This is a genomic window from Paenibacillus dokdonensis (assembly GCF_004916975.1).
Taxonomy (GTDB): Bacteria; Bacillota; Bacilli; order Paenibacillales; family Paenibacillaceae; genus Paenibacillus_AQ; species Paenibacillus_AQ dokdonensis.
Genome location: NZ_STGQ01000001.1, coordinates 3,278,713 through 3,291,101 on the forward strand (window position 1 = coordinate 3,278,713; position 12,389 = coordinate 3,291,101).

Consider the following 12,389-nt stretch of genomic DNA (forward strand, 5'->3'; position numbering starts at 1 on the left):
GAGCAGCTGCCGGCTTTATCTGTTCTCTCCGGCTATTAGCGGGCTTAGACTTAGGAGCTTCATCCGATGATGCAGGGGGTTTTTTTGTTTGGTTTTTTTTTCGGCTTCTGTTATACGTTTCAACTCTGCTTAATTCACTACTCATGATTCCCTCCGAAATCGAATCACTAACCCGGAAATACAATCTATCGCAAAATGGCATACCACAGGGGCAAGAAGTGTGCCGGAGTGTATGTAGATATAACCGAGTCCGAAGCTGCTCAGAAATACCCAGCCCGTTGGAATCCAGTGCTTCAAATAGCGGACATGGATCACGGCGAACAAAATACTGGTCCAGTATGGACCGAATGAATGCTGGATAGCACCCCGGAACAGCAGCTCTTCGCATACCGCGACCAGAGCCGCTATCAGTACAATATGCCAAACAGGGCGGTTTTGAAACAGCATATTGTTGATTCCGCCGTCATCCATGACTTCCTCTGGCGTTACTCGGGACACCAGAAAATCAATTAAAAACATGGCGGCAGCCAGTCCCAGCCCCCAAGCCACAAAATAGTCACCTTTATGTGCTACGAATAATTCGAAAGGATTTCTCTTCTGAAATAATATCCAGGCTAATCCGATAATTAAGGTAAGACCTTGTGTAAGATAAAGATTGATCAGGAGCAGATGGTCTGTCAGCTGATCTGGTGTCGCCTGCTTCAACTTCGGCGCACGGAATTTAAATTTTTTCATATTATGCCTGCCTGTCTTTAGTTATTAAACGATACAAGGATCATCACCATTTTGAAGGAGTGCAAGAGATCATGAAAAACCGCCCCTCCCGTTTCGAGCTTTACTTCAGCCTATTATTTATACTCGCATTGATTGTGACAGCAGCAGCGTTTCTGTCAGGGGTTCAGGTAGGTGCTAACCGTATGGAGGAAAAGTACAACTATCTGAAGTTATCATCCGCTTCACCCGATTTCTCCGATTCCTACCAACAGCAGGATGTCGTCACCTTCTATCATACCGTATTTTTGCCTTATCGGGAATTCAAGAGCGAATGGCTGGCACAAACCGAAACTGCTGGCATCTTTGCGATAGAAAAATCCGGCATTTTCAAAAGTCTTTCCAAGCTGGCAGATAAAAAATATAATGAGGTACTCCAAATCTCCATGTATGACTCTTCACCTCTGCTGCAGCAGTCCCAAAATAACACACTGAAGAGCCTGCGGCTGTTCAGTAAGGCTGCTCAACACGCGGCTGTGACGGAATCAAATTCAAAAACTATCCTTGATTCACTCGAAGAGGATGCCTATTATCAAAATGCGGTGAAATACGGTCTCTTGGCTCAAAAACAATATTATTCCTCCATGCTGAAATGGGGAACAAAGGTTAGTCCGTCCATCCCGAATCAATATATAATGCCCTCCACCCTAAAACTGAACGAATGGGAATCTTACCCGTTGATGGTGAAAAACGAAGCGGTAGCCTCCATCATGCTGAGCAGCGCCTTCTTCAGTGCAGCCGATCCGCAGGATATCACCGCATTCATTGATTCCTGGATTGCAGCCGGAAAGACCAAAACATATAAACTTGGTTCACTTCAGGAGACCATTAACTTTCTCCGTAAAAAGAATGCCGTTCATCCACAGGATTTTATTAAATTGAAGGCACAATACGGCGGAAATGAGCTGCTGCCCCAGCTTCCATTCTTTTTCGAGTCATAAAGTGACAATTCCCACAGGGAAAACGCCAAATAATATCATAAAAATCATAGCAGATTTAGCGCAGAAGATTCAAGGAGCCAAGGTTCCCTATTGACAGCCATCACGGGGCCGTGATACATTATGAAAAAATTAACGAGTTAAACCGATGAAGGAAAAAAGACCCTTGAGAGTCTTCAGAGAGCCGGTGGTTGGTGCAAACCGGTGACAGTCAAGCCGTCTTAGCGTTCCAGAGAAGTTGCATTGAACCTTACAGTAGGTGCAACCGGGTCATTTCCGTTATCAAATCAGGTCTTTAGAAGACCTCTGAGGCTGCTGGCTGCAATATCCAGCGGTGAATTAGGGTGGTACCACGAACAACTCTCGTCCCTTACTACGCAAGTAGTGTGCGGATTGAGGGTTTTTTTGTTATATTAAGCCATTTTTCCGTTGTTCCCCCATGTTGCGGCGGAATCCGAGTAACAGCATACCTCTGCTCTTTTATACAGCACCGCGTTGCCCAGGGAATACTATATTTCCACAAAGCATCTGAGTATGGTTTTACGGGAATGTATTTTTTGTGAAATACAGCCCTCTATTATATAAGTTTTCCAACAGAATGAGGAGGAAAGAAACCATGTTTAAAGTGTTAGTATCGGATCCAATCAGTGATCTGGGAATTCAGCAGCTGATGGATGCAGCCGATGTCCTGGTAGAGAAAAAGACGGGACTCGGAGAGGATGAACTTGTTGCCATTATTGGAGAGTATGATGCCCTTCTCGTCCGCAGCCAAACACGTGTCACGGAAAAAATTATGGAAGCCGGTACAAATCTCAAGGTGGTTGGCCGCGCCGGCGTAGGTGTGGATAATATTGATCTTGAGGCAGCTACCAAGCGCGGAATCATCGTTATTAATGCTCCTGACGGCAATACCATTACCACTTGTGAGCATACCTTTGCCATGATGATGGCTCTGGCCCGGCATATTCCACAGGCCTATGCAAAAACGGTTGGTGGCGTATGGGACCGGAAATCCTTCCTGGGCGTCGAGCTACGCAATAAGACTCTCGGTGTCATGGGTATGGGACGGATCGGCAGTGAAGTAGCGAAGCGTGCGAAAGCATTCGGTATGAACATCCTGGCGTTCGATCCCTTCCTGACTCAGGAGCGTGCCGAGAAGATGGAAGTCAAGCTGGCATCCGTGGATGACATCGTTCGGAATGCAGACTTCATGACCGTTCATACGCCACTGACACCTGAAACACATCATATGATCTCCCGTCCACAGTTTGAAGTCATGAAAAAGGGCATGCGTATTGTCAACTGCGCACGTGGTGGAATCATCGATGAAGCGGCTCTCGTGGAAGCTATTAATGAAGGCATTGTAGCTGGCGCTGCATTTGACGTATTTGAAAGCGAGCCGCCGGAAAAGGATCATCCGTTCCTTACTCATCCAAAAATCATTGTGACGCCTCACCTTGGCGCTTCGACCGTTGAAGCCCAGGAAAACGTGGCCATTGACGTCTCGGAGGAAGTACTTCATATCCTTCGTAACGAACCGTTTAAAAACGCTGTGAACATGCCTCCGGTAGCCGCAAGCGTCATGAGCCGTCTGCAGCCTTACTTCTCAATCGGTGAGAAGCTCGGCAGCTTTGCTGCACAAGCAGCCAACCAGGCTGTCAATGAGATTCATATAGACTATGCCGGCGACCTGTCGGATGTGGATACACTGCCACTGACCCGTTATATTGTGAAAGGTGTGCTTGCGCATCATCTTGGAAGCGAAGTAAACATCGTCAATTGCATGCATCTCGCTAAATTGCGGGATATCAACGTGGTTGTGACCCAAGCTTCGAAGTCCAAGGGCTTCACGAATTTGCTGACAGTCACCCTGAAGACACAAAACAATGAGGAAACTCTGGTTGCCGGTACCCTGCTGAACGGTTATGGCGAACGGATCGTACAAATTGACAAATTCCCTGTTGATATGGCACCGGAAGGCCATCAAATTCTCATTTCCCATAACGATAAGCCAGGTATTATTGGCAGTGTTGGTACGCTTCTCGGCCAAAACGACGTCAACATCGCCTCCATGCAGGTGGGTCGTAAGATCATCGGTGGCGCAGCCATTATGATTCTGTCCGTTGACAAAGCTGTCCAAAAAGATGTGCTGGTTCAGCTGACAACCCTTGCTGAACTGAACCGTGCCATCGAAATTACGCTGTAACGATAAGCGAGAAATTAAATCAAATAACCAAAAAGCGCATGCCCTATTAGAGGGTATGCGCTTTTTGGGCATCATCGATTGTTCCACGTTGAACAAGATTAATCTTTCAACTTCAACAAAAAACACCCCAGAATGAGGTGTTTCTTGGTATGCTATCAAGATTTATGGCTTTCGACAGGAAGTCGTATCGAGAATATGGTTCCTTCGCCAAGCTGGCTTGTAACTCGAATCGATCCGGAATGGGATTCTACGATACTTTTCACGATTGCAAGCCCGAGCCCCGTTCCATTGGAACCTCCGCGCACTCTGGCTTTATCTGCCTTATAAAACCTTTCAAATACAAACGGAATATCTTCCTGAGGGATTCCTGCACCTTCATCTTCAATCTTTATCTGCAGATCAGTAACAGGCCCCTCTCCTACCCGTTCGGCTACAATACGGATCTGCTTGCCTTCAGGTGTATGGCGGAATGCGTTGTCCAGAAGATTTGTGAAAACCTGCTCCAGCTTATCTTCGTCCGCCTCCTCCAAAAAGAGATCATCCGACTTTTTACTGTAGGATAGCTCGATTGCGTTTTCCTTCGCCCGTACGGAGAACTTACGGTACACGCGTTCGAGCAGCTCATTTACATCCAGCCTGCTCCGCTGAATATCCGTATGACCGGCCTCCATTCGTGCCAGATCGAGCAGATCTTTTACCAGGCGCCCCATCCGCAAGGATTCATCGTGGATAACCTGAATCAGTTCCTCACTCTCTTCCGGAGATGCAGCCATTCCATCAAGTAAAGCTTCACTGTAGCCCTGCATCATCGAAAGCGGCGTCCGGATTTCATGGGACACATTGGCCACAAAATCCTGTCGCATTTTCTCCAGCTTCACCTGTTCGGTTATATCTCTGAGCACTGCCACAGCGCCGCGAATATCATTGTCAGCATACAGGGGAGCCATATGTACAGACCATACCCCCTGCTTGACATGCACATCCGCACTTACATCCGCACTTTCCTGAAGCATCAGTCCAAACAAGTCCAACAGCGGTTTAGGTACCTTCTCCTCGAATGGACCTTCAAGCTCCTCTGACTCATCCATATCCCAATCGATATCCTTCCACTTGGGAATCAGCTTCTGAGCTGGTGGATTAGTCAAAATAATATGGCCAGAGTTGTCAATCGTAATCACTGCATCACTCATGCTTCGCAGTACACTAGCCAAATGTTCCTTTTCCTGATTGAGATTGCGGATATTGTCTTCAAGCTCAGTAGCCATATGGTTAAACGTATTAGCGAGCTTTCCAATCTCATCGCTGGTTACGATGGACAGACGGGTGCTGTACTCGCCTTTGCTAATCGCTTCTGTTGCGCTGATCAGCTTTTGCATAGGCTGGGTAATTTTGGTGAGAAGGAATAGCGCAAAAAAGGTGGTCATCGAAAAGCCGATGATCGCCGTATAGGTGAATAGACGCTTAATATCTCCGGAATTGTTCGAAAAATTGGTATCGATATACGGAAGCAGGAACAAGGCCATGATAATCAGAATACATGCCACCAGGCATATGATCGTTGCCCACAATTTACCGACCAGCGATGTCCAGAAGTTCACGTTACTTTGGCACCTCTAACTTATAACCGACTCCCCATACGGTTGTAATCATGGCAGCCGATTCCGGAGATACTTTGTTCAGCTTTTCCCTTAATCTTTTGACATGCGTATCCACGGTACGCAAATCACCGAAGAACTCGTAATTCCATACATCCTTCAGCAGTTCTTCTCTTGAAAATACCTTGTCAGGTGAAACTGCAAGATAATGCAGGAGCTCATATTCCTTTGGTGTCAAACTGACTTCATGTCCGCTTGCGGTTACCCGGTGCGCATCATGTTCGATAACAAGATAAGGGAATACAATATTGTTGCTGGAATTACTATCCTTCGACAGATAAGCAGTAGCTGAAGAACGTCTCAGGATCGCCTTTACACGATATATAACTTCCCGGGGACTAAACGGCTTAACAACGTAATCATCCGCACCGACTTCAAAACCTTGAACACGGTTGATTTCCTCACCCTTGGCCGTCAGCATCAGGATTGGTGTTGATTTTAATTGTCTTAAACGGGTGCAGACCTCCATGCCATCCATTCCTGGCAGCATCAAATCCAGCAGTATAAGTCCATAATCTTGATTGGAAGCTTTGCGCAGCGCCGTTTCTCCATCTTCCGCTTCTTCCACTTCATAACCTTCTTTTTCCAAATACATTTTAAGCAAACGTCGAATCCGTTCTTCATCGTCCACAACCAGTATTCGATTTCCGTGCTCTGACATAGACAACAACCCCTTTATGTTCATACGAAGATCTTCCACTTGCTCTCAAAGGACAATTATAGCGAAAATCCGCTTCAACATTCAACATCAAATGCGAAACGGATTCTCTTTATGATGGTTTTTGTCGATTAATGAATGTTATTCAACACCTGCATAGGAATGCAAACCTGCGATAACCAGATTTACCCCGACCAGAGTGAACATAACTACAAGGAAGCCAATAACCGCGAGCCAGGCCGAATTACTGCCCTGCCAGCCGCGGGAAAGTCTGAGATGCAGATAAGCACTGTAGAACAGCCAGCAGATAAGCGCCCATACCTCTTTCGGATCCCAGCTCCAGAAGATACCCCAGGCAATTTGTGCCCAGATCATTGCAAAGATGAGAGCACCTAAAGTAAAGATCGGGAAACCAATCGCAATGGCGCGGTAGCTGATCTCATCCAAATCGTCCGCATCAATGCCATCCATTAATGGAGAAGCGGCGCGGCCAAGCGGCTTGCGGACGATCAGACGCAGAATACCGTAAAGAATGAGACCGGTGAGAACTGACCAGATAATCGTGTTGAATTTACGTCCGGCATTTACCCCGTTCATCCAAGATGGAGCATTAAACAACGGCTTGCTCATACCCAGGAATGGCTCATAGCTTTCGATCTTGCTGTGATACGGTCCAACGATCGGCGGCAGTTTATAGGATACTTTCTCGGTAATCGTTGTTTGTGCGCCTACTTGACCCGTTACTTTCGTTTGCGTAAACACCGACTCATAACCGGCTGAGCGGAAAATAAATACAGTAGCTATAAAGGATATAACAAGGATGATTGAAAAGAAAATAACTTCTACCCAGCGCTGCTGTTTTTTTGCTTTCTTCTCTTTACTCTTAAAATCAACCGTGCGAATCAAGTACATAAATCCGGCTGCAAAACCGATGGCGAAGAAGGACTCACCCGCTGCAGCTAAAGTAACGTGAATCTTGAGCCAGTAGGATTGCAGCGATGGGATCAGCGGCTGCACTTCCTGCGGGAACACCGCAGCGTATGCCATAATAATAATGGTAATCGGTACGGCGAACAAACCAAGCAATGTCTTTCTGTATATCAGGTATACGACCGTAAACGCGACCATAACCATCATCGACAGGAATGACATAAATTCATACATGTTACTGACCGGAATATGTTCGCCGCCAATCCAGCGGGTCACGAAAAATATCAGATGGAAGATCAGACCCAGGGACGAACCCAGAAAGGCGATCCCCCCCCATTTTTTCATATGTGCTTCAGGGTCGCGATTGCTCCACCTGCGGCCCATCAGAGCAACGGCGAATAATATAAATGCCGCGCAGTAAAGGAAGAATGCAACGACAAACATATTGCTGCTGAAATCCAATAACTTCATGCGTTTTTTCCTCCGTTATCCATGGACTTTTCGTCCACATCCAGATTCATTTTTTTCAGAATGGCCGAGATCTCCCGGCGTATGCCGAACCAGTTTTTATTGGTGTGTGCTCCGAGTGTCAACATACCGTCATCAATCCGCAGCCAGATCCGGCGGTGCTGCCAGTAGAATCCCAGCACGAGGCCAAGCATCACGATGCTGGCGCCGATCCAGATAAACGGCATTACCTTATCCACGCGAATATTCAAGTATGAGGTAGATAAAGAGAAATCGACATTTTCCATACCCTTCACGTCAAGCATGAGCGGAGCACTTCCTCCATTCAGCTTGGTGTTGATGGCATCTTGCTGAAAACGCTCTTTATCAATTTCTTTCGGAAAATAGATATACTGCACACCCGCAGCTGGCAGATCCGGACCTTTAATCAGGAAAAGAAATGCCGGCGCATTTGGATTCGGAGTTTTCGTGACAGGCTTGCCATTTTCATCAAGACCAAAGTCATTGTACTTTTCTTTCAATTCAAGCGAATAGTCGCCAACCGTATAGTTGCGTTGCGGATTTCTGATATCCAGCTTGAATTTCCCGAAGTCTTGGCCCGTCTTGACATCTACCAAAGATGGACTCACCGCTCGCAATATCGGAGTCATGTCATAGTCAAACTGGTATGCCATCAGGCCCTTGTAGTCCAAAGGATCATTCACCTGAATATTATGCTTTGTCACTTCTTCAAGCTTTGGTTCTTTGGTCGGATCATCACAATCGGCAGTGCATTGATACAATGTAGCTTGGGTATTAAACAGCTTGGGAAGAGTCTTGCCTTTATTGCGGAACTCCTCCGGCATTTCCTCCTGCGTATAATACTCGACTGTGAACTTCTCGTTTTTCAGATAAAAAGAAGTATCCGGTATGTGTTTGATTTCCCCTTCGGGAAAAGGAATATGCTGGTCCATTTTCAGTCCAGGCAAACCACGTGCCAGAACGGCAAGCAAAAAGATGATGAGGCCGATGTGAATAACATAAGGGCCCCAGCGGCTAAAGCGGTATTTTTCCGCCAAGAGAGCGTTTCCGTCTGTGTACACACGATAGCCCTTCTTTTTGATCGGGGCTGACACCTGCTTCATCCAATCCTCAACTGTACCTTCAACCGGGCCCTGATAAACAACCCGCTGACGCGTCAAAAACTGCATGTGCTTAAGTATTCTTTGTTTGGTAAGTGCTTTATAAAGCGGGAGAACCCGGTCCAGGCTGCATATAATCAGCGATGCTCCAATCATCACGAGCAGCAGAATAAACCACCAGGATTCATAAGTATGTGTCAATCCAAGCTTGTAATAGACCAGGCCCCAGGTTCCATAGGTATCCTTGTAATAGGTCGAAGGATCGACGTTCAGGAAAGTGCTTTCCTGAGGAAATATCGAACCGAGCATCGAACCGATCAGCGTCAGGATGATCATGTATACTGCTATTTTGACAGAAGAAAAGAAGTTCCAAATGCGGTCGATGAAATTCGGATTGACGCGCTGCGATCTGCGCGCCATTCCGTCATAACGCATTTCCAGAACTTCGGTAGACTCACGGTCCTCTTCTTCAAGCGGTCTGCCACAGGCCTCGCAAAGTACGGTGCCCACCGGATTCTGGTGTCCGCACTCGCATTTTGTGTTTTTAAAAGCGATTACTTCTTGTAACATTACGATTTCACCAGCTCTGCAATTTGTTTGTCGAGGGTGGCCAAATCCAGTTGACCGAGATGAATCTTGTTAATTTTCCCGTCCTTGGACACAAAAAGGGTGGTAGGCAACGGCGAAATGCCGTATTTTGCGATAGCATCCTTATTCGGATCAAGAAGAATCGGGAAATTCACGTTAACACTATTCACGAAATTTTCGACAGCCATCTTGTCCTCACCGGCATTAATTCCGACCACAACCACGTCTTGATCCTTCCATTTTTCCCATTGTGCCTGCAGAGCCGGCATTTCCTTCACACAAGGTCCGCACCAGGTTCCCCAAAAATTAAGAACCATAGCCTTTCCCTTGTATTCATCCAGCTTATGAGCCTTGCCATCCAGACCGAGAAGGTCGAAATTCGGCGCTTTGCTGCCTTCCGTAGGCTTGCCGCCCGAACCAGACACTTGCGAAACAATGGCATATCCGCCCAGAACAACGATCAAAAGCAGGATAATTATCTGAATTTTCTTCCTTGATTTACCCATGCCAAATGCTCCTTTACTATGACAAATCTCATGTTTTCCATCGCAGGTTTTGAACATCCTATGAACAATTATATCGAAAACATGTCATATTTGTGGAGGCTGGTTATGAATATTGTGTGACCTTCCGAGCTATTTTTTACCCTGTTTTCCGGATATAGCCATATTCTTCAGGCTCTCTATTTCATCCTTCGTTAAATGACGATAGAGTCCGCGCTTCAGATTCTGGAGCAGCAAATCACCGAACGAAATCCGCTTCAGACGGATGACTTTATGGGAAATCGCTTCGAACATCCGGCGCACCTGACGGTTTCTGCCTTCATGAATCGTAATGCTGATTACAGCCTCTTTTTTCTCGGTATCGATATCCTTATATTCGACTTCTGCAGGGGAAGTCATACCGTCCTCCAGCTTAATTCCCGCGCGCAGCTTGTCCAGCTCGCTGCCGTGAGGAATACCCTCTACGGTCGCGAGATATGTTTTGGGCACATGATGCTTCGGATGCGTCAGCATATTCGCAAATTCGCCATCATTTGTCAGCAGCAGAAGTCCCTCTGTGTCGTAATCCAGACGTCCTACCGGATAGATCCGTTCCTTGATGCCTTTTACATAATCCGTAACAATCTTGCGTCCGGCAGGGTCCGATGCACTTGTAATGACGCCTTTGGGTTTGTTCAGCATAATGTAAATCTTGTTTTCATTTCTGATCGGCTTGCCTGCCACCGTGATGATATCTTGTTCGGGGTCCGCCTTTGTTCCAAGCGCAGTAACGGTTTCCCCGTTAACTTCCACCTTGCCGGCCAGTATCAATTCCTCGCATTTGCGTCTAGATGCGATACCTGCCTGTGCTAAAATTTTCTGTAATCTTTCCATTGTTTATTAGGTCACCTCAAACTAATGATACCCGTGAGAAGGGTAAATCACAAGTTCATTCCAGGGAAATTCTTTTCCCGGACAGGAAGGTGTGTGCGGATAAAGAAAAAGGGGAGAAATGTCATACTGTCTGGACAGCTCCATAATGAGTTTGCTGGCAATAAAAAGCTGCTGTTTTTCAGCAGGACCCAACAGCTCGTAGTCCCTATTGAAATTGCCTTCCAGACAGATATGAATATGGGATGGGTCCGTCAATAAAGGAGCCGAGGTCACGAAGCCGTCCGCTCCGATCCAGAAATCATAGCCGACTCCATTGATGGACGTGCAAGAGGAATGATGAATAATAAAGCCTTCAAATGTCATGATTTCACCTCAATCCCTGTACAAATTCATGCGTGGTACAGTATATGAGGTGTCTATCATTACGTTACGCTCATAAACGGGGATTATTTTCAGCCGAAAAAGAGAAGGCATACGGCAATTGAAGCTATAAATCCGATCACATCAGAAAAGAGACCGACTTTTAGTGAGTACCTGCCATTACGGACGCCTACCGCTCCCATATATACAGTTAAAACATACAGCGTCGTATCTGTACTGCCTTGAATCGTAGAAGCCATCCTTCCAATCATGGAATCGGGCCCATATACCGAAATCAGATCTGTAGCGAATGCGAGTGAGCCTGTACCCGTTAATGGGCGCAAAAGTCCAAGGGGTAAGATTTCACTCGGTACTCCCAGCCGATGCAAAAACGGGCCTGTCCAGCCCATAAAAAAGTCCAGTGCGCCGGAAGCCCTGAATACGCTAATGGCTACCATCATGCCAACAAGATTGGGTATGATCTGAATGGCCGTTTGGAAGCCTTCCTTTGCACCAATGACAAAGGATTCGTACACAGGCACCCTTCTCGTAAAGGCAAAAAGCGGAATGAAGGCGATCAAAACAGGGATCGCCCACGCTGAAATCATATTAATGATTGCAGTCATCCGAAATCATCCTTTCATATCCGGAATGTCCTGTTTTAAGGCTGATGATGGACCCATTGAAATTGGGGGCTTTGGATGTCGGTTCAAAAATTTCCTGCGGTACCATCTGTCTGCCGCCACCGCGGCAAGAGTCGCCACTATCGTGGCTGCTAGCGTTGTGCCAACGATTTCTGTCGGGTTGGCCGACTGGTAATTCATTCGTATGGCAATCAAAGTCGTTGGAATTAAGGTTATACTCGCCGTATTTAAGGCCAACAGTGTACACATCGCCGGACTTGCCGCAGTTTTATCCGGATTCAGCGTTTGCAGTTCCTGCATCGCCTTAATCCCCATCGGTGTTGCTGCATTGCCAAGTCCGAGCAAATTCGCACTCATATTAGAAAGGATGTACCCCATTGCAGGATGGTTTTTGGGCACGTCGGGGAACAAGAATCTTACGACCGGGCTCATCAGCTTCGCAATTTTTTGAAGGAGCCCCGAGTCCTCGGCCAGCTTCATCATTCCCAGCCAAAATACCAGCACACTGATGAGCCCAAAACATACGGTGACACCGGTTTTGGCTCCGTCAAACGCAGCTGAGGTTACGATTTCTATATTCCCCTGCGCAGCTGCAAACCCAAATCCGATGACGATCAGCGCCAGCCAAATGACATTGATCATTAGACATTCTCCTCTCCCGCTTCTCCCATTAT

12 protein-coding genes and 1 other annotated feature are annotated in these 12,389 nt (G+C 46.8%); of the genes, 2 read left to right on the forward strand and 10 right to left on the reverse strand.

The window, feature by feature from the left end:
• Positions 1-141: 141 nt before the first annotated feature.
• Positions 142-735 carry a CPBP family intramembrane glutamic endopeptidase gene (locus E6W40_RS15195; RefSeq protein WP_136606218.1) on the reverse strand — a complete coding sequence of 198 codons (594 nt, stop codon included), beginning with the start codon at positions 733-735 and terminating at the stop codon, positions 142-144.
• A gap of 71 nt (positions 736-806) precedes the next feature.
• On the opposite strand from E6W40_RS15195, the gene E6W40_RS15200 reads away from it, so the two are divergent.
• Both E6W40_RS15200 and serA read left to right on the forward strand, forming a co-directional pair.
• The gene (locus E6W40_RS15200) at positions 807-1,712 is read left to right on the forward strand and encodes a hypothetical protein (protein ID WP_136606219.1); all 906 of its coding nucleotides are present in this window, start codon (positions 807-809) and stop codon (positions 1,710-1,712) included.
• Between the two features lie 136 nt (positions 1,713-1,848).
• Positions 1,849-2,083: a binding site (T-box leader), on the forward strand.
• A 242-nt stretch (positions 2,084-2,325) separates the two neighbouring features.
• The gene (serA, locus tag E6W40_RS15205) at positions 2,326-3,915 is read left to right on the forward strand and encodes a phosphoglycerate dehydrogenase (protein ID WP_136606220.1); all 1,590 of its coding nucleotides are present in this window, start codon (positions 2,326-2,328) and stop codon (positions 3,913-3,915) included.
• 155 nt (positions 3,916-4,070) lie between these two features.
• Here the strand turns inward: serA and E6W40_RS15210 are convergent, their stop codons facing one another.
• From E6W40_RS15210 to E6W40_RS15250, 9 genes are all read right to left on the reverse strand, one after another.
• Entirely contained in the window at positions 4,071-5,513 is a 1,443-nt protein-coding gene (locus tag E6W40_RS15210) for a HAMP domain-containing sensor histidine kinase (RefSeq protein ID WP_136606221.1), read from the reverse strand.
• A gap of 1 nt (position 5,514) precedes the next feature.
• Positions 5,515-6,231, reverse strand: coding sequence for a response regulator transcription factor (locus E6W40_RS15215; protein ID WP_136606222.1), 717 nt, complete (start codon positions 6,229-6,231; stop codon positions 5,515-5,517).
• A gap of 138 nt (positions 6,232-6,369) precedes the next feature.
• The gene (gene ccsA, locus E6W40_RS15220; RefSeq protein WP_136606223.1) at positions 6,370-7,629 is read right to left on the reverse strand and encodes a cytochrome c biogenesis protein CcsA; all 1,260 of its coding nucleotides are present in this window, start codon (positions 7,627-7,629) and stop codon (positions 6,370-6,372) included.
• Complete coding sequence (gene resB, locus E6W40_RS15225; RefSeq protein WP_136606224.1) at positions 7,626-9,317, reverse strand: cytochrome c biogenesis protein ResB; 1,692 nt, start codon at positions 9,315-9,317, stop codon at positions 7,626-7,628. The genes ccsA and resB overlap by 4 nt, the downstream gene beginning before the upstream one ends.
• Entirely contained in the window at positions 9,317-9,841 is a 525-nt protein-coding gene (gene resA, locus E6W40_RS15230) for a thiol-disulfide oxidoreductase ResA (RefSeq protein ID WP_136606225.1), read from the reverse strand. Before resA ends, resB begins: the two co-directional genes overlap by 1 nt.
• A 129-nt stretch (positions 9,842-9,970) precedes the next feature.
• Complete coding sequence (locus tag E6W40_RS15235; protein WP_136606226.1) at positions 9,971-10,711, reverse strand: pseudouridine synthase; 741 nt, start codon at positions 10,709-10,711, stop codon at positions 9,971-9,973.
• Between the two features lie 21 nt (positions 10,712-10,732).
• Positions 10,733-11,074 (reverse strand): N-acetylmuramoyl-L-alanine amidase, encoded by a 342-nt coding sequence (locus E6W40_RS15240; RefSeq protein ID WP_136606227.1) that lies wholly within the window; start codon positions 11,072-11,074, stop codon positions 10,733-10,735.
• A gap of 89 nt (positions 11,075-11,163) precedes the next feature.
• Positions 11,164-11,697: a spore maturation protein gene (locus E6W40_RS15245; RefSeq protein WP_136606228.1), complete on the reverse strand. Its 534-nt coding sequence runs from the start codon at positions 11,695-11,697 to the stop codon at positions 11,164-11,166.
• Positions 11,698-11,703: 6 nt separating this feature from the next.
• A complete protein-coding gene (locus E6W40_RS15250) occupies positions 11,704-12,357 on the reverse strand; it encodes a nucleoside recognition domain-containing protein (RefSeq protein ID WP_136606229.1) in 654 nt (217 codons plus the stop codon).
• Positions 12,358-12,389: the final 32 nt, after the last annotated feature.

What these genes read in the sequence shown, in the direction of transcription:
- serA (WP_136606220.1), top strand. Translation starts at nt 2,326, where the DNA reads ATGTTTAAAGTGTTAGTATCGGATCCAATCAGTGATCTGGGAATTCAG.
- ccsA (WP_136606223.1), bottom strand. Translation starts at nt 7,629, where the DNA reads ATGAAGTTATTGGATTTCAGCAGCAATATGTTTGTCGTTGCATTCTTC.
- E6W40_RS15235 (WP_136606226.1), bottom strand. Translation starts at nt 10,711, where the DNA reads ATGGAAAGATTACAGAAAATTTTAGCACAGGCAGGTATCGCATCTAGA.
- E6W40_RS15200 (WP_136606219.1), top strand. Translation starts at nt 807, where the DNA reads ATGAAAAACCGCCCCTCCCGTTTCGAGCTTTACTTCAGCCTATTATTT.
- resA (WP_136606225.1), bottom strand. Translation starts at nt 9,841, where the DNA reads ATGGGTAAATCAAGGAAGAAAATTCAGATAATTATCCTGCTTTTGATC.
- E6W40_RS15250 (WP_136606229.1), bottom strand. Translation starts at nt 12,357, where the DNA reads ATGATCAATGTCATTTGGCTGGCGCTGATCGTCATCGGATTTGGGTTT.
- E6W40_RS15215 (WP_136606222.1), bottom strand. Translation starts at nt 6,231, where the DNA reads ATGTCAGAGCACGGAAATCGAATACTGGTTGTGGACGATGAAGAACGG.
- resB (WP_136606224.1), bottom strand. Translation starts at nt 9,317, where the DNA reads ATGTTACAAGAAGTAATCGCTTTTAAAAACACAAAATGCGAGTGCGGA.
- E6W40_RS15245 (WP_136606228.1), bottom strand. Translation starts at nt 11,697, where the DNA reads ATGACTGCAATCATTAATATGATTTCAGCGTGGGCGATCCCTGTTTTG.
- E6W40_RS15240 (WP_136606227.1), bottom strand. Translation starts at nt 11,074, where the DNA reads ATGACATTTGAAGGCTTTATTATTCATCATTCCTCTTGCACGTCCATC.
- E6W40_RS15195 (WP_136606218.1), bottom strand. Translation starts at nt 735, where the DNA reads ATGAAAAAATTTAAATTCCGTGCGCCGAAGTTGAAGCAGGCGACACCA.